Genomic DNA, 19,707 nt, shown 5'->3' with positions numbered 1-19,707 from the left:
TCGCCGCAACGGCCTACGATGGGCGGGTGGTTCAGATGCAGCGCGGGGTTCGGCATCCGGATGATCCGGAGCCGGTGGAGTCGACCAAGCTCGTGGCCGCCCGGCTGCTCGCCGGAGTGGCCGTCGCCTTGTCGCCCTTCATCGGCGGCGCCATCCCCGCCCTGATCGCCCTCATGCTCGCCCGCCAGGCCGAAGCCGATATCCGTGCCTCCGAAGGCTTCCTCCTCGGCGCCTCCCAGCTCGCCTCCGTCCGCCGCCTCTCCCGCATCGCCCTGCTCATCACCGCCGCCGTGATCCTCGCCGCCCTGCTCGTCTGGGTGATCGGCCTCGCCCGCCACGCCGGCGCCCCCACCTACGGCGGCGACGTCGCCCACTCGGCGTGACCCCCGGGCGAACCCATGGTGAACAGGGCCTCCGACAGGGCATCCCCCTCAAACGGGCCCCGTTCCGCGAGCTAAGATGGTCCACGGTGTGTCTACCGCACCGAACGAACAGGTCAACGCCTCTCGCCCCGCTTTCCGTGACACTTGCCACGGATGCCCCGCGGCGCGAAAACGGCTTTGACCCCGCTCGTTAGGGTAGGTAGGCTTCTCCCTTGCGCCTGGACACCGCTTTGAGCGGCATGGTGGCCCTGTCAACTCCGGCAGCTCGGTCCCCGTGAGAGCCAGGCCAGGTTGCGTGCCTGCAAGGTGTCGGGATTCAGGTCCCGCCAGTTGGCGTCATCGGCACGCATCCCTCGCACTGGGGGCTTCGTGAATATTGACTGCGATAGTCAATCTCCTTCGAGAGCGATTCACGAACGCGTCTGAACCAGCCTGAACGGCGGACTTCGGTCTGCCGATGTGGCCGGTATGGGTCCGGAGAGACGCGACACGCCCGAACGCGGGGGACGGGATCCCACGCCGTTGAGCCAGGCCTTCGCGGGCCCGGTTCGCGCGCGGGTGAACAGATGGCGCCGCAAGGACAGGAATACGCAACCACTCGAGATGTTGAGAGGGGTCGGCTTAGTGCCAACCATCCAGCAGCTGGTCAGGAACGGCCGCAAGGTCAAGTCCAGCAAAACCAAGACGCCCGCGCTGAAGGGCAGCCCGCAGGCCCGTGGCGTGTGCACTCGCGTGTACACCACCACGCCCAAGAAGCCGAACTCCGCGATGCGCAAGGTCGCCCGCGTTCGCCTCATGAACGGCACCGAGGTCACCGCCTACATCCCCGGTGTGGGCCACAACCTCCAGGAGCACTCCATCGTGCTCGTCCGCGGCGGTCGGGTCCGCGACCTCCCCGGCGTCCGCTACAAGATCATCCGCGGCGCGCTCGACACCCAGGGCGTCCGCGACCGCAAGCAGGCCCGCAGCCGCTACGGCGCGAAGAAGGAGAAGTAAGCATGCCGCGTAAAGGTCCCGCGCCGCGCCGGCCGCTTACCGCCGACCCGGTCTACAACTCGGTGCTCGTCACCCAGCTCATCAACAAGGTCCTCAAGGACGGCAAGCGCCGCCTCGCCGAGCGCATCGTCTACGAAGCCCTGGAGAACTGCCGCAAGAAGGCCGACTCCGACCCCGTGGTGATCCTCAAGCGCGCCCTCGACAACGTCAAGCCGACCCTCGAGGTCCGCTCCCGACGCGTCGGCGGCGCGACCTACCAGGTCCCGGTCGACGTGCGCCCGCAGCGCGCCACGACCCTCGGCCTGCGCTGGCTGGTCGGCTACTCCCGCGACCGCCGCGAGAAGAGCATGGTCGAGCGTCTGACGAACGAGATCCTCGACGCCTCGAACGGCCTCGGCGCCGCGGTCAAGAAGCGCGAGGACACGCACAAGATGGCCGATTCCAACAAGGCATTCGCGCACTACCGCTGGTAGTGCAGAGGAGACATCGTGGCTAACAAAGCTAACGCGGAACTCGCCAAGCTCCGCAACATCGGCATCATGGCCCACATCGACGCCGGTAAGACCACCACGACCGAGCGCATCCTGTACTACACCGGCGTGTCGCACAAGATCGGCGAGGTCCACGACGGCGCCGCCACGATGGACTGGATGGAGCAGGAGCAGGAGCGTGGCATCACGATCACCTCCGCCGCTACCAAGTGTCAGTGGGACGACCACATCATCCAGATCATCGACACGCCCGGCCACGTCGACTTCACCGTCGAGGTCGAGCGTTCGCTGCGCGTCCTGGACTCCGCGATCGCCGTCTACGACGGCGTCGCCGGCGTCGAGCCGCAGACCGAGAACGTGTGGCGCCAGGCCAACAAGTACGACGTCCCGCGCATGTGCTTCGTCAACAAGCTCGACCGCACCGGCGCGAACTTCTTCCGCTGCGTCGAGATGATGCAGGACCGCCTCAACTCCAACACCGCGGTGCTCCAGCTCCCGATCGGGAACGAGTCCGACTTCATCGGCGTCGTCGACCTGGTCGAGATGCACGCCAAGGTGTGGCGCGGCGAGACCGGTCTGGGCGAGGAGTACACGGTCGAGGAGATCCCCGCGGATCTGGCCGACCAGGCCGCCGAGTACCGCGAGAAGCTCCTGGAGACCCTCTCGGACGTCGACGACGAGTTCGCCGAGCGCTTCCTCGAGGGCGAGGACATCTCGGTCGCCGACGTCAAGGCGGCGATCCGCAAGGCCACCATCGCCAACGAGATCAACCCGGTGCTCTGCGGCACCGCGTTCAAGAACAAGGGCGTCCAGCCCCTGCTCGACGCGGTCGTGGACTACCTGCCGAGCCCGCTCGACATCCCGGCGATCCAGGGGACCCTCACCGACAACGAGACCCCCGCCGAGCGCCACGCGGACGTCGAGGAGCCCTTCGCCGGTCTGGCCTTCAAGATCCAGACCGACAAGCACCTCGGCCGCCTGACCTACGTCCGGATCTACTCCGGCACGGTCTCCACCGGCACCCAGGTCATCAACTCGACCAAGGGCCGCAAGGAGCGCGTCGGCAAGATCTACCAGATGCACGCCAACAAGCGTGAGGAGCGCTCGGAGGCGCAGGCCGGCGACATCATCGCGGTGCAGGGCCTCAAGGCCACCACCACCGGTGACACGCTGAGCGACTCCGGCAGCCAGGTGATCCTGGAGTCGATGATCTTCCCCGAGCCGGTCATCGACGTGGCCATCGAGCCCAAGTCGAAGGCCGACCAGGACAAGCTGGCCACCGCGATCCAGCGCCTCGCCGAGGAGGACCCGACCTTCCGGGTCAAGACCGACGAGGACTCCGGCCAGACGATCATCTCCGGCATGGGCGAGCTGCACCTCGACATCCTGGTCGACCGCATGAAGCGGGAGTTCAACGTCGAGGCCAACATCGGCAAGCCGCAGGTGGCCTACCGCGAGACGGTCACGCAGCGCGTCGAGAAGGTCGAGTACCTGCACAAGAAGCAGACCGGCGGTTCCGGTCAGTTCGCGCGCGTGCTCGTCAACCTCGAGCCGCTGGAGATGAAGTCGAACGAGGACGAGATCTTCGCCTTCGACGACAAGATCACCGGCGGTCGCATCCCGCGCGAGTACATCCCGTCGGTCAAGGCCGGCGCGGAGAGCGCCCTGTCGGACGGCGTCCTGGCGGGCTACCCGCTGGTGGGCGTCAAGCTGGAACTGGTCGACGGCCAGTACCACGAGGTCGACTCCTCGGAGATGGCCTTCAAGATCGCCGGCCGCATGGTGCTCAAGGAAGCCGCCAAGCGGGCGCGCCCGGTGATCCTCGAACCGATGATGTCGGTCGAGGTCATCTGTCCCGAGGACAACATGGGCGACGTCATCGGCGACATCAACTCCCGTCGTGGCATGGTCCAGGAGATGGGCGAACGGGGCAACGACCGCACGGTCAAGGCCGTCGTGCCGCTGTCGGAGATGTTCGGCTACGTCGGCGACCTCAGGTCGAAGACGGCCGGCCGCGCGAACTACTCGATGCAGTTCGACACCTATGCCGAAGTCCCGGCGAACGTCGCCAAGGAGATCATCGCCAAGGCGACAGGCGAGTAGGCGGTTCGGGCGTCCAAGCCTGGGCGCCTCCCGCCGACCACCTGTTGCCTGCACCGGCGCTGACGCTTCGAAGCGACGCAATAGGTCAGATAAGTCAAACCAGATTTACCCAGTCCACAGGAGGACGAAGTGGCTAAGGAAAAGTTCGAGCGGACCAAGCCGCACGTGAACATCGGCACGCTCGGTCACGTCGACCACGGCAAGACCACGCTCACCGCCGCGATCACGAAGGTGCTGCACGACAAGCACCCGGACATCAACCCGTACACGCCGTTCGACGAGATCGACAACGCGCCCGAAGAGAAGCAGCGCGGCATCACCATCTCGATCTCGCACGTCGAGTACCAGACCGAGAGCCGGCACTACGCGCACGTCGACTGCCCCGGTCACGCCGACTACATCAAGAACATGATCACCGGCGCGGCCCAGATGGACGGCGCGATCCTGGTCGTCTCCGCGGCCGACGGCCCCATGCCGCAGACCCGTGAGCACGTCCTGCTCGCCCGCCAGGTCGGTGTCCCGTACATCGTCGTGGCGCTCAACAAGTCCGACATGGTCGACGACGAGGAGATCCTCGAGCTCGTCGAGATGGAGGTCCGCGAGCTGCTGTCCGACCAGAACTTCCCGGGCGACGACGCCCCGGTCGTTCAGGTCTCGGCCCTCGGCGCCCTCGAGGGCGAGGCCAAGTGGGTCGACGCCGTCGCCGAGCTCATGCAGGCCGTCGACGACTCGGTCCCCGAGCCCGAGCGTCAGATGGACAAGCCGTTCCTCATGCCCATCGAGGACGTCTTCACCATCACCGGCCGCGGCACCGTCGTGACCGGTCGCGTCGAGCGGGGTGTGCTCCTCCCCAACGAGGAGGTCGAGATCGTCGGCATCCGCGAGGGCTCGATCAACACCAAGGTCACCGCGATCGAGATGTTCCGCAAGACCCTCGACGACGCGCGCGCCGGTGAGAACGTGGGCCTCCTGCTCCGCGGCACCAAGCGCGAAGAGGTCGAGCGCGGCATGGTCGTCGTCAAGCCTGGCACCACGACCCCGCACACCGACTTCGAGGCGCAGGTCTACATCCTGTCCAAGGACGAGGGCGGGCGCCACACGCCGTTCTTCAACAACTACCGTCCGCAGTTCTACTTCCGGACCACGGACGTGACCGGCGTCGTGACCCTCCCCGAGGGCACCGAGATGGTCATGCCCGGTGACAACACCGACATGAAGGTCGAGCTCATCCAGCCCATCGCGATGGACGAGGGTCTCCTCTTCGCGATCCGCGAGGGTGGCCGCACCGTCGGCTCCGGCCGCGTCACCAAGGTCGTCAAGTAAGACCGCCGCACCGGGGCGACCCATCGGGTCGCCCCGGTGCACTCGCGTCTCACAAGGTCCGTTCCGTGACGGGGCATCCCCGCCGGTTCGGTCTCCAGGCGCGATTACATGCGCATACGCGTAACCTGTCCCACTGTTCCCCGACCCCAGCTTGCTGGCGTAACGGGGGAGCAGGCATAATATTCAGGTTGCGTACGCTCCGACGCCTCCAGTGCCGTGCACTGCGATCGCGTCGGTGCTCACGCCCGGCCCGCGGGCCCCAGTAGGCACTTGACTGCGCTGAGAGGGACCGTTCACGACGGGCAGGCGGGCGAGCTCAAGAGATCAGGAGAGGGCACTGCTGTGCCCGTGCCAGTCTCGCACTCGCGACACGCCCGACCGCGTGGAGCGGTCTGAACAGCCAATTTACGTTAGGTAAGGAATCATGGCGGGACAGAAGATCCGCATCAGGCTGAAAGCCTACGACCACGAGGTCGTGGACTCCTCGGCCCGCAAGATCGTGGAGACGGTCACTCGTACCGGTGCTGCCATCTCCGGGCCGGTGCCGCTGCCGACCGAGATCAACCGTTTCTGCGTCATCCGGTCGCCGCACAAGTACAAGGACTCGCGCGAGCACTTCGAGATGCGCACGCACAAGCGCCTCATCGACATTCTCGACCCGACCCCGAAGACGGTCGACTCGTTGATGCGCCTTGACCTCCCGGCCGGTGTCGACATCGAGATCAAGCTGTAGGGGACCAATGGACAGGCAGATCAAGGGAATCCTGGGCACCAAGCTCGGCATGACCCAGGTTTGGGACCAGAACGGCCGCGCCGTTCCCGTCACCGTGGTGCAGGCCGGGCCCAATGTGGTCACCCAGGTTCGCAAACCCGACGTCGACGGCTACTCGGCCGTCCAACTGGGCTTCGGCGACATCAAACTCAAGAACGTCACCAAGCCGATCCAGGGCCACTTCGAGAAGGCCGGCGTCGCCCCGCGTCGCCACCTCGTCGAACTGCGCACCTCGGACGCCGCCGACTACGACCTCGGCCAGACCATCGAAGCGACGATCTTCGAGTCCGGCCAGATCGTGGACGTCACCGGCACCACCAAGGGCAAGGGCTTCGCCGGCGTCATGAAGCGCCACGGCTTCAAGGGCCTGCCCGCCAGCCACGGCGCGCACAAGGTGCACCGCGCCCCCGGCTCCATCGGCGGGTGCGCCACGCCCGGTCGCGTGTTCAAGGGCATGCGCATGGCCGGCCGCATGGGCCACGCCCGTCACACCACGCAGAACCTGCGCATCCAGGCGGTCGACGCCGAGCGCGGTCTGCTGCTCATCGTGGGCGCCGTCCCGGGTCCGAAGAACGGCCTGGTGCTCGTCCGCACGGCAGTGAAGCAGGTGGCTTAATCATGAGCCTTGAATTGAACGTCAAGAACGCCTCCGGCGAGGCCACGGGCAAGACCATCGAGCTGCCCGCGTCGATCTTCGACATCGAGCCGAACATTCCGCTCATGCACCAGGTCGTCACGGCCCAGCTCGCCGCCGGCCGCGCGGGCACCGCCAGCACCAAGACCCGCGGCGAAGTCCGCGGCGGCGGCAGGAAGCCCTACCGCCAGAAGGGCACCGGCCGCGCCCGTCAGGGCTCGACCCGCGCCCCGCAGTTCGCCGGCGGCGGCATCGTCCACGGCCCCAAGCCGCGGTCGTTCGCCGAGCGGACCCCCAAGAAGATGAAGGCGGCGGCACTCGCCGGCGCCCTCACCGACCGGGTCCGCGGCGAGAACGTGCACGTCATCGACGCCTTCATCGAGGGCGACGCGCCCAAGACGAAGACCGCTCAGGCTGCGCTGGCGGCGATCACCGAGGCCCGCAAGGTCCTCGTGGTCCTCACCCGCGACGAGCGGACCGCGGCCCTGAGCCTGCGCAACCTCCCCGAGGTGCACCTGCTCGACTGGGGCCAGGTCAACACCTACGACGTGCTCAACAACGAGGACATCGTGTTCAGCGAGGCCGCCATCGAGGCGTTCATCGCTGACCGGACTGAGCAGGAGGTCGCGGCGTGAGCGAAGTGACCGTCGCCGACCCGCGCGACATCATCATCAAGCCGGTCATCTCGGAGAAGACCTACACCCTCCTCGGCGAGGGCAAGTACACCTTCGAGGTCGACCCGCGCGCCAACAAGAGCCACATCAAGATCGCCATCAAGCAGATCTTCAACGTGGACGTCAAGAGCGTCAACACCCTGAACCGCTCGGGCAAGCGCAAGCGCACCCGCACCGGTTGGGGCCAGCGTAAGAGCGTCAAGCACGCGATCGTCACCGTCGAGGGCGACCCCGGTCGCCTCGGTGAGATCTTCGGCGGACAGATCTCTTAGGGACGCAGGGAGCAAACCGATATGGCTATTCGCAAGTACAAGCCGACGACGCCTGGGCGTCGTGGGTCCAGCGTCTCCGACTTCGCCGAGATCACCCGTTCGACCCCGGAGAAGTCGCTGGTCCGCCCGCTGACGAAGACCGGCGGCCGCAACAACTCGGGCAAGATCTCGACCCGTCACCGCGGTGGCGGGCACAAGCGCCGCTACCGCGTGATCGACTTCCGTCGCCACGACAAGGACGGCGTGCCGGCGAAGGTCGCGCACATCGAGTACGACCCGAACCGCACCGCGAACATCGCGCTGCTGCACTACGCGGACGGCGAGAAGCGCTACATCCTGGCCCCCAAGGGCATCAAGCAGGGTGACGTGATCGAGAACGGCCCGGAGGCCGACATCAAGCCCGGCAACTCGCTGGAGCTGCGTCACATCCCGGTCGGCACCACGGTCCACGCGGTGGAGCTCAAGCCCGGCGGCGGCGCCGCTCTGGGCCGCAGCGCCGGCGCGTCCATCCAGCTCCTCGCCCGCGAAGGCAAGTACGCGCACCTGCGCATGCCCTCCGGCGAGATCCGCCTGGTCCTGGTCAACTGCCGCGCCTCCGTCGGTGAGGTCGGCAACGCCGAGCAGGGCAACATCAACTGGGGCAAGGCCGGCCGCATGCGCTGGAAGGGCTGGCGCCCGACCGTCCGCGGTGTCGTCATGAACCCCGTCGACCACCCGCACGGCGGTGGCGAGGGCCGGACCTCCGGTGGTCGCCACCCGGTGAACCCGCAGGGCAAGCCCGAGGGTCGCACCCGGAAGAAGAAGCACCCGAACGACCGGCTCATCGTCCGTCGTCGCAACGCCAGCCGGAAGCGGGGGAAGTAAGCCATGAGTCGCAGCCTCAAGAAGGGCCCGTTCGTCGACGATCACCTCCAGAAGAAGGTGGACGCGGCGGTCGAGTCGAAGAGCAAGAACGTCATCAAGACGTGGTCGCGTCGCTCCACGATCACGCCCGATTTCATCGGGCTGACCTTCGGAGTCCACGACGGCCGCAAGCACGTCCCGGTCTACGTCACGGAGAACATGGTGGGGCACAAGCTCGGCGAGTTCGCGCCCACCCGCACCTTCCGCGGCCACGACAAGGACGACCGCAAGAGCCGTCGCCGCTAGGCCACGGGCTTTGAGAACGAACGAAGGATTAGAACGATGGCAACAGTGGAGCAGGAGGCTCCGAAGGCGCGCGCGGTGGCGCGGTACGTCCGCGTAGCACCTCGCAAGGCGCGCCGCGTCGTCGACCTCGTGCGTGGTCTGCCCGTGGACGAGGCCTTGACGACGTTGGAGTTCGCGCCCTACAGCGCGGCCGAGATCGTCTACAAGGTCATCGCTTCGGCTCAGGCGAACGCCGAGAACAACCTCGGTCTCGACCCGGAATCGCTTCTGGTGTCGGAGATCAAGGTCGACGAGGGCCCGACGATGCGCAGGTACCGCCCGCGCGCCCACGGCCGTGCCTACCGGATCAACAAGCGCACCAGCCACATCACCGTGGTGGTCGAGTCGGTCCAGGCCCAGCAGTCCGCCGCCCCCTCGGTGCGCCGCCCCAAGGCGGCCGCCCCGAAGCCGGCGGACGAGGCCAAGCCGGTCGAGGCCGACGCGAAGTCCGAGAACGCTGACGACAAGGAGGAGACCGAGTAATGGGTCAAAAAATCCACCCGCACGGGTACCGCCTCGGCATCAGCGCCGACTGGACGTCGCGTTGGTACGCCGACAAGGAGTACGCCGAGTACGTGGGCGAGGACGTCAAGATCCGCCAGCTCATGACCAAGGGTCTCGAGCGCGCTGGCATCAGCAAGGTCGACATCGAGCGCACCCGCGAGCGGGTCCGCGTCGACATCCACACCGCCCGCCCGGGCATCGTCATCGGCCGCAAGGGCGCCGAGGCCGACCGCCTGAGGGGCAACCTGGAGAAGCTGACCGGCAAGCAGGTCCAGCTCAACATCATCGAGGTCAAGAACCCCGACATCGATGCGCAGCTCGTCGCCCAGGGCGTGGCCGAGCAGCTGTCCAGCCGTGTCAACTTCCGTCGCGCGATGCGCAAGGCCATCCAGTCGGCCATGCGCAACCCGACCGTGAAGGGCATCAAGGTGCAGTGCTCGGGCCGTCTCGGCGGCGCGGAGATGAGCCGTTCGGAGCAGTACCGCGAGGGCCAGGTCCCGCTGCACACGCTCCGCGCGAACATCGACTACGGCCTGTTCGAGGCCCACACCACCTTCGGCCGCATCGGCGTGAAGGTGTGGATCTACAAGGGCGAGGCCACGCTCAAGGAGCAGGCCGAGCAGGTGCAGCGTCGTCGTGACGCCGGCGGCGACCGCGGTGGACGCGGCGGCCGCGGTGGAGCCGGCGCCGCACGCGGCGGACGCGGAAGGGGCGGCCGTCCGGCCGCTCAGCCCGCCGAGGCCGCTGCCGCCGCGCCCGCTGAGACTGAGAAGCAGGAGGGCTAAGCGACATGCTCATGCCACGGAAGCCGCCGCGCGGTTACCGGAAGCCTCACGCTCCCAAGCGCAAGGGCAAGGCCACTCGCGGCACGAAGGTGTCGTTCGGCGAGTACGGCATCCAGGCGCTGGAGCACAGCTACGTGACCAACCGGCAGATCGAGTCCGCTCGTATCGCCATGACCCGCCACATCAAGCGTGGCGGCAAGGTCTGGATCACGATCTTCCCGGACCGTGCGATCACCAAGAAGCCCGCCGAGACCCGTCAGGGTTCCGGTAAGGGTTCGCCCGAGTACTGGGTGGCGAACGTCAAGCCGGGCCGCGTCATGTTCGAGCTCTCCTACCCGAGCGAGGAGACGGCCCACGAGGCCCTTCAGCGGGCGATCCACAAGCTCCCGATGAAGTGCCGCATCGTCTCTCGTGAAGGGGCAGGTGAGTAGTGATGGCTACTGGTATCGACACCGGTGAGCTGCGCGAGCTCAGCGACAAGGAGCTCCAGGTGAAGCTCTTGCAGAAGAAGGAAGAGCTGTTCAATCTCCGGGTGCGGAACGCCACCGGCCAGTTGGAGAACAACCACGAGCTCGGCCTGGTCCGCAAGGAGATCGCGCGGATCTACACCGTCATGAACGAGCGCCGGTTGGGCCTCAGCGCCGCGCCGGAGGAGGTTGAGAAGTGAGCGAGGAAACTCAGACTCGCGGTCGGCGCAAGGTCCTTGAGGGCTTCGTCGTCGGCGACAAGATGGACAAGACCGCTGTCGTCGAGGTCGAAGACCGCAAGAAGCACCCGCTGTACGGCAAGGTCATCAGGTCCAACAAGAAGTACAAGGCCCACGACGAGAGCAACGAGGCCGGCATCGGCGACCGCGTGTCCATCATGGAGACGCGTCCCCTGTCGAAGACCAAGCGTTGGCGCATCGTCGAGATCCTTGAGAAGGCCAAGTAGGGAGATCGGGACGTGATTCAGCAAGAGTCTCGGCTCAAGGTCGCCGACAACACCGGTGCGCGGGAGATCCTGTGCATCCGGGTGCTGGGCGGCTCGGGCCGACGCTATGCCGGTATCGGCGACACGATCGTGGCCTCCGTCAAGGACGCCACCCCGGGTGCCGGGGTGAAGAAGGGCGACGTCGTGAAGGCCGTCATCGTGCGGACGGTGAAGGAAACTCGCCGCCCCGACGGCACGTACATCAAGTTCGACGAGAACGCCGCGGTCCTCGTCAAGGACGGCGAACCGCGAGGGACCCGCATCTTCGGGCCGGTCGCCCGTGAACTGCGTGACAAGCAGTACATGAAGATCATCTCCCTCGCACCGGAGGTGCTGTAAGAGATGAAGATCAAGAAGGGCGACCGCGTCCGCGTCATCGCGGGCAAGGACAAGGGCGCCGAGGGGCTCGTGCTGGAGTCGTACCCCGACCGCGAGCGCGTGCTCGTCGAGGGCGTCAACCGCATGACCAAGCACACCAAGGCCGGGCAGACCGCCCGCGGCTCCAAGACCGGCGGCATCGTCGTCCAGGAGTCCGCGATCCACGTGTCCAACGTGCAGGTGCTCGACGCCGACAACCAGCCCACTCGCGTGGGCTACCGGTTCGGCGATGACGGCCGCAAGGTCCGCGTTTCGAAGCGGACGGGTAAGGACCTGTAATGACCGACGTTGCTGAGAAGGTCCAGCCGCGCCTGAAGGAGCAGTACCGCTCCGAGATCAGGGACGCGCTGAAGGACCAGTTCAACTACGCCAACATCCACCAGATCCCCGGTCTGACGAAGATCGTGGTCAACATGGGTGTCGGCGAGGCCGCTCGCGACTCGAAGCTCATCAACGGGGCGCTGGAGGACCTGACCACGATCACCGGTCAGAAGCCTCTGGTCCGTCGGGCCAAGAAGTCGATCGCGCAGTTCAAGCTGCGCGAGGGCCAGGCGATCGGCGCGAAGGTGACCCTCCGCGGCGACCGCATGTGGGAGTTCCTCGACCGCCTCCTGGCGATCGCGCTGCCGCGCATCCGCGACTTCCGCGGGCTCTCGGACCAGCAGTTCGACGGTAACGGGAACTACACCTTCGGTCTCACCGAGCAGAGCGTGTTCCCCGAGATCGACCAGGACAAGATCGACCGGGTTCGCGGCATGGACATCACCTTGGTGACCACCGCGAAGACCGACGACGAAGGCCGGGCGTTCCTGAAGCTGCTCGGCTTCCCGTTCAAGGAGAACGACAATGGCTAAGAAAGCCCTCATCGCGAAGGCCAAGCGGAAGCCGAAGTTCGCCGTGCGCGCCTACACCCGCTGCCAGAAGTGCGGCCGGCCCAAGGCCGTCTACCGCAAGTTCGGCCTGTGCCGCGTCTGCGTGCGCGACATGGCCCACGCGGGTGAACTCCCGGGCGTCCACAAGGCTTCCTGGTAACCCAGGCCCGAAGCTCCGATCGCCACAGGCCCCGCCGGTCTTCACAAGGCGGGGAACCGGGGTGAGAAAGGTATACAACGCTAATGACAATGACCGACCCGATCGCAGACATGCTCACTCGTCTGCGGAACGCCAACCAGGCCTACCACGACACGCTGTCGATGCCGCACTCCAAGATGAAGGCCTCCATCGCGGAGGTCCTCAAGCAGGAGGGCTACATCGCCGAATGGCGCTCGGTGGACCCTGAAGAAGGCAAAGTCGGCAAGACCCTGGTCATCGACCTGAAGTTCGGCGAGCGTCGCGAGCGGTCCCTTGCGGGCCTGCGCCGCGTCTCGAAGCCGGGCCTTCGGGTCTACGCCAAGTCCACTGAGCTGCCGCGCGTCCTCGGCGGCCTGGGTGTGGCCATCGTGTCCACCTCCCAGGGCCTGCTGACCGACCGCCAGGCTCGCAAGCGCGGCGTGGGCGGCGAAGTCATCGCCTACGTCTGGTAGTCAGGAGGGTATAAGCATGTCCCGCATTGGGAAGCAGCCGATTCTGGTGCCCTCCGGCGTCGACGTCAAGATCGACGGCGTGACGGTGACCGTGAAAGGCCCCAAGGGCCAGCTCAGTCGTGAGCTGCCCGAGCCGATCGGCATCGAGAAGAACGAGGACGGGACCGTTTCGGTCACCCGCCCCAACGACGAGCGCAAGTCCCGGGCCCTGCACGGCCTGGCGCGGAGCCTCGTCAACAACATGGTCGTCGGCGTCTCGGAGGGCTACAAGAAGTCCCTCGAGATCAACGGCACCGGTTACCGGGCGCAGGCCAAGGGCAAGGGCGTGGAGATGAGCCTCGGCTTCTCCCACACCATCCAGGTCGACGCCCCGGAGGGCATCTCGTTCACCGTCGAGCGTCCGACCCTGCTGCACGTCGAGGGCATCGACAAGCAGCTCGTCGGCCAGGTCGCGTCGAACATCCGTCGCCTGCGTCCGCCGGAGCCCTACAAGGGCAAGGGCGTGAAGTACGTGGACGAGCGCATCCGCCGCAAGGCCGGGAAGGCAGGTAAGTAATGGCGAGCAAACTGGAGCAGCGCCGCCCCTCGGGGACGGCCTCCGAGCGCCGCCGGATCGGCAAGAACCGGCGCCACTTCCGCGGCCGCAAGAAGATCAGCGGCACGGACTCGCAGCCCCGCCTGGCGGTCTTCCGCTCTTCGAAGCACATCGTGGCCCAGGTCATCGACGACGTGAAGGGCCACACGCTGGCCGCCGCGTCGACGGTGGAGCCCGGCCTGCGCGGCTTCGAGGGCACGAAGACCGACAAGGCCAAGGAGGTCGGCAAGCTCGTCGCCGAGCGCGCCAAGGCCGCCGGCGTCGAGGCGGTCGTCTTCGACCGCGGTGGTGTCAAGTACCACGGCCGCGTCGCGGCCCTGGCCGACGCCGCCCGCGAGAACGGCCTGAAGTTCTAGGCCCGTTCAACACGGCATGAGAGCCGGGGAGGAGCTTCGCTCCTCCCCGGCTTTTCGTCGCGTCTCGGGTGGTTTTCCGGTCGATCGCGTAGATCACCGGGGGTCGGCCTTGCGGGCGCTCATGGGGTGGGTCAGGATGGGCGGGTGCGTTCGCCCAGACTTTCTCGGAAGGCCCTGATCACCTCCGGCGTCGCCGGCGCGTTCGCCGTGGTCGGCGGCGGCGCGGTGGCCGCCGAGGTCCTGGCCCGGCGCGACGGGGAGGAAGCCCCGGAGGCGGCGACCTCCGAGGAGGAGACCCCGTTGGACTCGCAGCGCGAATGGGTCGACCGGCAGCTGGCCTCGATGTCCCTGGAGGACAAGGTCGGGCAGCTGTTCATGGTCTACGTCCACGGCGACGCCGCCGAGACCGACCACGAGGGCGCGGTCGCCTCGAACCGCGAGCGCCTCGGCGCCGCCGACGGCGCCGCGTTCGTCTCGACCTACCGCCCCGGCGGCGTCATCTACTTCGACTGGGCCAACGACCTGACCGACCCCGAGCGGATCGCCCTGCTCTCCAACGGCCTCCAGGAGGCCGCGACCGCAGGCGGCGGGACGCCGCTGCTCATCGCGATCGACCAGGAGTACGGCTCGGTCGTCCGCATCGGCGAGCCCGCCACGCAGTTCCCCGGGGCGATGCCCCTGGGCGCCACCGGCGACCTCGACGCCGCGCGCCGGGCCGCCGAGGCCGCCGGGTCCGAGCTGCGGGCGATGGGCCTCAACCAGAACTTCGCGCCGGACGCCGACGTCAATGTCGACCCGGCCAACCCCGTCATCGGCGTCCGGTCCTTCGGCTCCGACCCCGAGCGGGTGGCCGATTTCGCCGCCTCGCAGGTCCTCGGCTACCAGGCCGGGGGAGTGGCGGTGTCCGCCAAGCACTTCCCGGGCCACGGCGACACCGGGACCGACAGCCACGCGGACCTGCCGGTCATCACGCACGACGCCGAGGAGTGGGAGCGGATCGACGCCCCGCCGTTCCGCGCCGCGATCGAGGCCGGCGCGGACATGGTGATGACCGCGCACTTGCAGTTCCCTGCGCTCGACGAGTCGCTGCTCCCGGCGACCCTGTCCGAGCCGATCCTCACCGGCCTCCTGCGCGAACGGCTCGGCTTCACGGGCGTCATCGTCACCGACTCCCTTGAGATGCAAGGCGTCCGCACCGAGTACGGCGACGACCGCGTTCCGGTCATGGCGCTCCTCGCCGGCGTCGACCTGCTGCTCATGCCGCCGGACTTCCCGCTCGCGTACCAGGCGGTGCTCGACGCGGTCGCCTCCGGCGAGCTGACCGAGGACCGGATCGACGAATCGGTGCGCCGCCTGTTGGACCTCAAGTACGCCCGCGGCATCGCCGCGGAACCGGCGACCGACGCGTCGAAGACGGCGGACGCGGTCGGCACCGACGCGCACCGCGACCTCGCCGCCGCGATCGCCGAACGCTCGATCACCCTGCTCGCCAACGACGGCACGCTGCCGGTCGACAGCGGCACCGCCCTCGTGACCGGCTGGGGCGAGACCACCACGGCGACCCTCGCCGCCGCCCTCGGCGACCTCGGCATCCGATCCGAAGCACTGGTGACTGGCCTCGAGCCGGACGAGCGGGCGATCGCCGGAGCCGTCGCCGCCGCCGAGGACCGCGACCTGGTCGTCCTCGTGACCAACGGCGTCAAAGCCGGTGCGGCGCAAGCGGACCTCGCCGAAGCCCTGCTGGAGACCGGCGTCCCGGTGGTCGCCGCCGCGGTCGGCACGCCCTACGACGCCGCCCACCTCGGCGCCGTCAACGCCAGCCTCGCGACGTACTCCTACTCCGCGGCCTCCCTTGCGGCGCTGGCGAAAGCCATCACCGGCGAGCTCGATCCCAGCGGCGCGCTGCCCGTCGACGTGCCGGACGCCTCCGGCGCGACCGAATACGCCCTCGGCCACGGCCTGAACTACGCCTAGCCCACCTGCGGAAACGGCGCCGACCGCCCCGATCCGTGCACGGCCGTTCACCCACCGCTAACGGAAAGTTATTTTCACAGGCTTGACTCTCTCTGGAGTTTGTCTCCATACTGGGTCTCGGGTGCCATACCAGGCACCTCCCCCCAAATGGCAGATCTCCTGACAAGCAGGGAGTCTCGTATGAACCTTCCCCCCACCCATCGAAAACGACCCCGCAACCCCCGACGCCACGGCTTGCGCGCCGCGGTCGTCCTCTTCCTCACCACGATCATGACCGCCGCGGGACTCGCCGTCGCGAGCCCCGCGCAGGCGCAGGGCCTCGCGGGCATCGACGTCTCGCACTACCAGGGCAGCATCAACTGGACCAGCGTCAGGAACGCCGGCATCCAGTTCGCCTACATCAAGGCCACTGAGGGCACCAGCTACAAGGACCCCCAGTTCAACACCAACTATCCGGCCGCCCACGCCGCCGGCGTGATCCGCGGGGCGTACCACTTCGCCCGGCCCAACGCCTCCAGCGGCGCGGTGCAGGCGAACTACTTCGCCAGCAACGGCGGCGCCTGGTCGGCCGACAACCTCACCCTGCCGGGCGCCCTCGACATCGAGGCCCCGCCCTCGGGCGCGGCCTGCTACGGCCTCTCGACCACCCAGATGCGCAACTGGATCCAGGACTTCCACAACACCTACAAGTCCAGGACGGGCCGCGACCCGGTCATCTACACGACCGCTTCTTGGTGGAACTCCTGCACCGGCTCGTGGACGGGCATGGCCACCCAGAGCCCCCTGTGGGTCGCGCACTGGGGCGTCTCCTCGCCCAACCTCCCCGCCGGCTGGAGCAGCACCACCTGGACCTGCTGGCAGTACACCGATTCGGGCTCGGTCCCCGGCATCTCAGGGGCCGTCGACCGGAACTACTTCAACGGTGCCCGCGACCGCCTCCTGGCGCTCGCGAACAACACCTGACCGCGCGGGCTCCGGGGGCCGACGCCCCCGGGGCTCGCCGTCGGGAACCCGCAGTCTGGAGGCAGGACCAATGGACAATGACCACCACCGCATCCGCCGCAGGACGCTCTTCGGCGCGGCCGGGCTCCTCGGCGCCGCGGGCCTGGGGGCCCTCACCGCCCCCGCCGCGAACGCCCAAGCCGTCGAACCCGACATCGACTCGACCGCCGCATGGGGCGCCAGGCCGCCGAACGGCACCAACCCCGTCATCGCCGGCAGCCCCAACAAGCTCATCGTGCACCACACCGTCTCCGCCAACACCGCCGACTTCTCGCGCGCGCAGGCCCACGCCCACGCCAAGTGGGTCCAGGACCTCCACATGGACGGCAACGGCTGGCGCGACTCGGGCTACAACTTCGTCGTCAGCCGCGGCGGCTGGCTCACCGAGGGCACCACCGGGAGCCTCCCGGCGCTCCTGGCGGGCGCGAGCTTCATCCAGGGCGCCCACACCTCGGGCCAGAACACCCAGGCGATCGGCATCGCGAACGAGGGCTCCTACCACGACGGCGCCGTACCGCCCGCCGCGCAGTGGGAAACACTGGTCACGCTGTGCGCCTTCACATGCGAGCAGTACGCGATTCCGTCCAGCGAGATCTACGGTCACATGGACTTCGGTTCGACCCTGTGCCCCGGGATCTTCCACGACCGACTCCCGCAACTGCGCGACGAGGTCGAGACGGCCCGCGGCCTGTAATCACGCGCGCTGGCGGCCCGAGACCGCAGCGGCAGTGGCCGCCAGCGCCTTCGCCGACCGGCGCCGCTGCTTCGCCGCGACGCCGACGAACAGGCAGTCCACGACCATGAGCTGCGCGATGCGGCTGACGGTGGCCCCCGAGCGGAAGGTCGTTTCCCGCGCGGCGGTCGTCAGGACCAGGTCGGCCGTCTTCGCCAGCGGCGACCTGGCGTGGTTGGTGATCGCGATCGTCGTCGCCTCCCGCGCCCGGGCCGATTCGAGGAACTCCACGGTCTCGGTGGTCGCCCCCGAGTGCGAGATCGCCACGGCCACGTCTTTGGGCCCGGCGAGCCCGGTCGCCACGAGCGCGGCGTGCACGTCGGGCCAGGCGAAGGCCACGTGGCCGATCCGGTGCAGCTTCTTGACCAGGTCGGTGGCGACGATCCCGGAGGCTTCGACGCCGAACGCGTCGATCCGGCCCGCGGCGGCGAGCGCGGCGACGGCCGCTTCGCAAGCGGCGGTGTCGAGGGCGTCGGCGGTGTCGGTGATCGCGCCGATGTCGGCGTAGCTGACGGTCGCGATGATGCGGGACATGTCGGCGCCCGTGGGGATGTCGCCGCCGGCGATCTCGCGGTCGGGGCCCTCGCCGGTGCCGATGACCGCCTGCGCGGCCCGCATCCGCAGCTCCCGGTGGCCGGTGAGGCCGAGCGAGCGGCAGAAGCGCACGACGGTCGCCTCGGAGGTGCCCGCGGCGCGGGCGAGTTCGGTGATGGTACGCGTCGAGGCGGCCTCGGGCTCGCGGATGATCTCCTGTGCGACCTTGGTCTCGGCCTTCGACAGCGAGGGCAGGACCGATTTGATGAGCACCAGGAGGTTGGGCACGTCGGTGCGGCTGGCAGACATGCCGTCACGGTACACCCAGGAGCGTCCCGCGATGGTTCGGCGCGTTTCTTCAGATGAGACGAGTCGACTGAAATTTTACTCCACTGCGCTAGGCTCGCAACTGTGAGTGAGTCGACCGAGCGCCTGCGGGCGCACGCCCAACTGGCAATGCTGGCAACCGAACAGGCCGATCCGCGCTACGCGGGGATCGAGGGCCTCTCGACCCTGGATCTGGCCCGCACGATGAACGAGGCCGACGCGAGCGTACCGGCCGCGGTCGCAGCGGTGCTCCCCGACGTCGCCGCCGCGATCGACGCGGTGGCCGACCGCCTCGCGAAGGGCGGGCGGCTGCGCTACGTCGGTGCGGGGACGGCCGGGCGGATGGCGGTGATGGACGCCGCCGAGTGCCCGCCGACGTTCTCGACCGACCCCGAACTGGTGAAGGCGATCCTCGCCGGCGGGAAGGCCGCCGAAGGGGGCGCCGTCGAAGGCACCGAGGACGACGCCGACGCGGGGGCGGCGGCGATGGCGGCCGAGGCGATCGGCCCGGCCGACGCGGTGGTGGGCCTGGCCGCGAGCGGCCGCACGCCGTTCGTGATCGCCGCGGTCCGCGAGGCCCGGCGGCGCGGGGCGCTGACGGTGGGGCTGTCGTGCAACGCGGGGGCGGCGCTGTCGGAGGCGGCCGAGTTCGCGATCGAGGTGGCGGTCGGGCCGGAGGTCGTGGCCGGGTCGACCCGGCTCAAGTCCGGGACGGCACAGAAGTTCGTGCTCAACATGATCTCGACGATCAGCATGGTGCGCCTGGGGAAGGTGTACGGGAACTACATGGTGGACATGCGGGTCGGGAACTCGAAGCTCGCGGCGCGGGCGGTGCGGATGATCCGCGAGATCACCGGCGCCGAGGCGGAGGCCGCAGAGAAGGCGCTGGTTGCGGCGGGGAATCGGGTGAAGACCGCGGTGGTCATGCTCGAACTCGGCGTGCCGGCGGCCGAGGCCGACGAGCGGCTGGAACAAGCCGAAGGCCGCCTGTCGGGCGCGCTGGCCGGGGGAGTGGGCTGAAGCGAATGCGGGCACGCCGATGGGAAGCTTCGGTGTGGAGTCGCCCCCGATTCAACAGTGCCTGAGGGGTACGACAAGTCGCTGAGGCGGCGCGGCGAAGCGGCGCTACTGGGGTGCCGCTTCGTTAGCGAGTGGGCACGCCGATGGGAGGCATCGGTGCTCAGTCGC

At 68.3% G+C, this 19,707-nt stretch carries 28 protein-coding genes; 27 read left to right on the top strand and 1 reads right to left on the bottom strand.

Annotation, left to right across the window (positions count from 1 at the left end; all coding sequences use genetic code 11):
- Positions 1 to 26: 26 nt before the first annotated feature.
- From IF12_RS0104740 to IF12_RS0104615, 26 genes are all read left to right on the top strand, one after another.
- The gene (locus IF12_RS0104740; RefSeq protein WP_133884397.1) at positions 27 to 383 is read left to right on the top strand and encodes a hypothetical protein; all 357 of its coding nucleotides are present in this window, start codon (positions 27 to 29) and stop codon (positions 381 to 383) included.
- Positions 384 to 1,007: 624 nt separating this feature from the next.
- Complete coding sequence (gene rpsL, locus IF12_RS0104735) at positions 1,008 to 1,379, top strand: 30S ribosomal protein S12 (RefSeq protein WP_030155151.1); 372 nt, start codon at positions 1,008 to 1,010, stop codon at positions 1,377 to 1,379.
- A gap of 2 nt (positions 1,380 to 1,381) precedes the next feature.
- Positions 1,382 to 1,852, top strand: a complete 471-nt coding sequence (gene rpsG / locus IF12_RS0104730) for a 30S ribosomal protein S7 (RefSeq protein WP_030155149.1) — start codon at positions 1,382 to 1,384, stop codon at positions 1,850 to 1,852.
- A gap of 15 nt (positions 1,853 to 1,867) precedes the next feature.
- Complete coding sequence (fusA, locus tag IF12_RS0104725; RefSeq protein WP_255343533.1) at positions 1,868 to 3,973, top strand: elongation factor G; 2,106 nt, start codon at positions 1,868 to 1,870, stop codon at positions 3,971 to 3,973.
- Between the two features lie 129 nt (positions 3,974 to 4,102).
- Positions 4,103 to 5,296, top strand: coding sequence for an elongation factor Tu (gene tuf / locus IF12_RS0104720; protein WP_030155145.1), 1,194 nt, complete (start codon positions 4,103 to 4,105; stop codon positions 5,294 to 5,296).
- 424 nt (positions 5,297 to 5,720) lie between these two features.
- Positions 5,721 to 6,029: a 30S ribosomal protein S10 gene (gene rpsJ, locus IF12_RS0104715; RefSeq protein WP_026922761.1), complete on the top strand. Its 309-nt coding sequence runs from the start codon at positions 5,721 to 5,723 to the stop codon at positions 6,027 to 6,029.
- 7 nt (positions 6,030 to 6,036) lie between these two features.
- Positions 6,037 to 6,684 carry a 50S ribosomal protein L3 gene (rplC, locus tag IF12_RS0104710; RefSeq protein WP_030155140.1) on the top strand — a complete coding sequence of 216 codons (648 nt, stop codon included), beginning with the start codon at positions 6,037 to 6,039 and terminating at the stop codon, positions 6,682 to 6,684.
- Positions 6,685 to 6,686: 2 nt separating this feature from the next.
- A complete protein-coding gene (rplD, locus tag IF12_RS0104705) occupies positions 6,687 to 7,337 on the top strand; it encodes a 50S ribosomal protein L4 (RefSeq protein WP_030155139.1) in 651 nt (216 codons plus the stop codon).
- The gene (gene rplW, locus IF12_RS0104700; RefSeq protein ID WP_030155137.1) at positions 7,334 to 7,648 is read left to right on the top strand and encodes a 50S ribosomal protein L23; all 315 of its coding nucleotides are present in this window, start codon (positions 7,334 to 7,336) and stop codon (positions 7,646 to 7,648) included. Before rplD ends, rplW begins: the two co-directional genes overlap by 4 nt.
- Before the next feature lie 21 nt (positions 7,649 to 7,669).
- Positions 7,670 to 8,512, top strand: coding sequence for a 50S ribosomal protein L2 (gene rplB / locus IF12_RS0104695; protein WP_030155135.1), 843 nt, complete (start codon positions 7,670 to 7,672; stop codon positions 8,510 to 8,512).
- 3 nt (positions 8,513 to 8,515) lie between these two features.
- Positions 8,516 to 8,797, top strand: a complete 282-nt coding sequence (rpsS, locus tag IF12_RS0104690; protein ID WP_030155133.1) for a 30S ribosomal protein S19 — start codon at positions 8,516 to 8,518, stop codon at positions 8,795 to 8,797.
- 36 nt (positions 8,798 to 8,833) lie between these two features.
- Positions 8,834 to 9,319 carry a 50S ribosomal protein L22 gene (gene rplV, locus IF12_RS0104685; RefSeq protein ID WP_030155131.1) on the top strand — a complete coding sequence of 162 codons (486 nt, stop codon included), beginning with the start codon at positions 8,834 to 8,836 and terminating at the stop codon, positions 9,317 to 9,319.
- Entirely contained in the window at positions 9,319 to 10,125 is an 807-nt protein-coding gene (gene rpsC / locus IF12_RS0104680) for a 30S ribosomal protein S3 (protein ID WP_030155129.1), read from the top strand. Before rplV ends, rpsC begins: the two co-directional genes overlap by 1 nt.
- A 5-nt stretch (positions 10,126 to 10,130) precedes the next feature.
- Positions 10,131 to 10,556, top strand: coding sequence for a 50S ribosomal protein L16 (rplP, locus tag IF12_RS0104675; RefSeq protein WP_030155127.1), 426 nt, complete (start codon positions 10,131 to 10,133; stop codon positions 10,554 to 10,556).
- Between the two features lie 2 nt (positions 10,557 to 10,558).
- A complete protein-coding gene (rpmC, locus tag IF12_RS0104670; protein WP_030155125.1) occupies positions 10,559 to 10,792 on the top strand; it encodes a 50S ribosomal protein L29 in 234 nt (77 codons plus the stop codon).
- The gene (gene rpsQ, locus IF12_RS0104665) at positions 10,789 to 11,058 is read left to right on the top strand and encodes a 30S ribosomal protein S17 (protein WP_030155123.1); all 270 of its coding nucleotides are present in this window, start codon (positions 10,789 to 10,791) and stop codon (positions 11,056 to 11,058) included. Before rpmC ends, rpsQ begins: the two co-directional genes overlap by 4 nt.
- A gap of 12 nt (positions 11,059 to 11,070) precedes the next feature.
- On the top strand, positions 11,071 to 11,436 hold the full coding sequence (rplN, locus tag IF12_RS0104660) for a 50S ribosomal protein L14 (protein ID WP_030155120.1): 366 nt from the start codon (positions 11,071 to 11,073) through the stop codon (positions 11,434 to 11,436).
- A 3-nt stretch (positions 11,437 to 11,439) separates the two neighbouring features.
- On the top strand, positions 11,440 to 11,754 hold the full coding sequence (rplX, locus tag IF12_RS0104655) for a 50S ribosomal protein L24 (protein ID WP_030155117.1): 315 nt from the start codon (positions 11,440 to 11,442) through the stop codon (positions 11,752 to 11,754).
- The gene (rplE, locus tag IF12_RS0104650; RefSeq protein WP_030155114.1) at positions 11,754 to 12,329 is read left to right on the top strand and encodes a 50S ribosomal protein L5; all 576 of its coding nucleotides are present in this window, start codon (positions 11,754 to 11,756) and stop codon (positions 12,327 to 12,329) included. Before rplX ends, rplE begins: the two co-directional genes overlap by 1 nt.
- Entirely contained in the window at positions 12,322 to 12,507 is a 186-nt protein-coding gene (locus IF12_RS0104645; protein WP_030155111.1) for a type Z 30S ribosomal protein S14, read from the top strand. Before rplE ends, IF12_RS0104645 begins: the two co-directional genes overlap by 8 nt.
- 83 nt (positions 12,508 to 12,590) lie before the next feature.
- Positions 12,591 to 12,998, top strand: coding sequence for a 30S ribosomal protein S8 (gene rpsH / locus IF12_RS0104640; protein ID WP_030155109.1), 408 nt, complete (start codon positions 12,591 to 12,593; stop codon positions 12,996 to 12,998).
- A 16-nt stretch (positions 12,999 to 13,014) separates the two neighbouring features.
- The gene (rplF, locus tag IF12_RS0104635) at positions 13,015 to 13,554 is read left to right on the top strand and encodes a 50S ribosomal protein L6 (RefSeq protein WP_030155107.1); all 540 of its coding nucleotides are present in this window, start codon (positions 13,015 to 13,017) and stop codon (positions 13,552 to 13,554) included.
- Positions 13,554 to 13,949, top strand: a complete 396-nt coding sequence (rplR, locus tag IF12_RS0104630) for a 50S ribosomal protein L18 (protein WP_030155104.1) — start codon at positions 13,554 to 13,556, stop codon at positions 13,947 to 13,949. The genes rplF and rplR overlap by 1 nt, the downstream gene beginning before the upstream one ends.
- 144 nt (positions 13,950 to 14,093) lie before the next feature.
- Positions 14,094 to 15,923, top strand: a complete 1,830-nt coding sequence (locus IF12_RS0104625; protein WP_030155101.1) for a glycoside hydrolase family 3 protein — start codon at positions 14,094 to 14,096, stop codon at positions 15,921 to 15,923.
- Positions 15,924 to 16,193: 270 nt separating this feature from the next.
- A complete protein-coding gene (locus tag IF12_RS0104620) occupies positions 16,194 to 16,886 on the top strand; it encodes a lysozyme (protein ID WP_369807672.1) in 693 nt (230 codons plus the stop codon).
- Positions 16,887 to 16,956: 70 nt separating this feature from the next.
- Positions 16,957 to 17,619: a peptidoglycan recognition family protein gene (locus IF12_RS0104615; RefSeq protein ID WP_030155096.1), complete on the top strand. Its 663-nt coding sequence runs from the start codon at positions 16,957 to 16,959 to the stop codon at positions 17,617 to 17,619.
- On the opposite strand, the gene IF12_RS0104610 is transcribed toward IF12_RS0104615, so the two are convergent.
- Positions 17,620 to 18,501, bottom strand: coding sequence for a MurR/RpiR family transcriptional regulator (locus IF12_RS0104610; protein ID WP_030155093.1), 882 nt, complete (start codon positions 18,499 to 18,501; stop codon positions 17,620 to 17,622).
- Between the two features lie 102 nt (positions 18,502 to 18,603).
- On the opposite strand from IF12_RS0104610, the gene murQ reads away from it, so the two are divergent.
- Positions 18,604 to 19,539, top strand: coding sequence for an N-acetylmuramic acid 6-phosphate etherase (murQ, locus tag IF12_RS0104605; protein WP_081913185.1), 936 nt, complete (start codon positions 18,604 to 18,606; stop codon positions 19,537 to 19,539).
- Positions 19,540 to 19,707: the final 168 nt, after the last annotated feature.

It is taken from the genome of Glycomyces sp. NRRL B-16210 (genome assembly GCF_000719515.1).
Classification (GTDB): Bacteria; Actinomycetota; Actinomycetes; order Mycobacteriales; family Micromonosporaceae; genus Glycomyces.
Note: the sequence above shows the minus strand (reverse complement) of the source record. Positions and strands in the feature narration are given on the sequence as shown.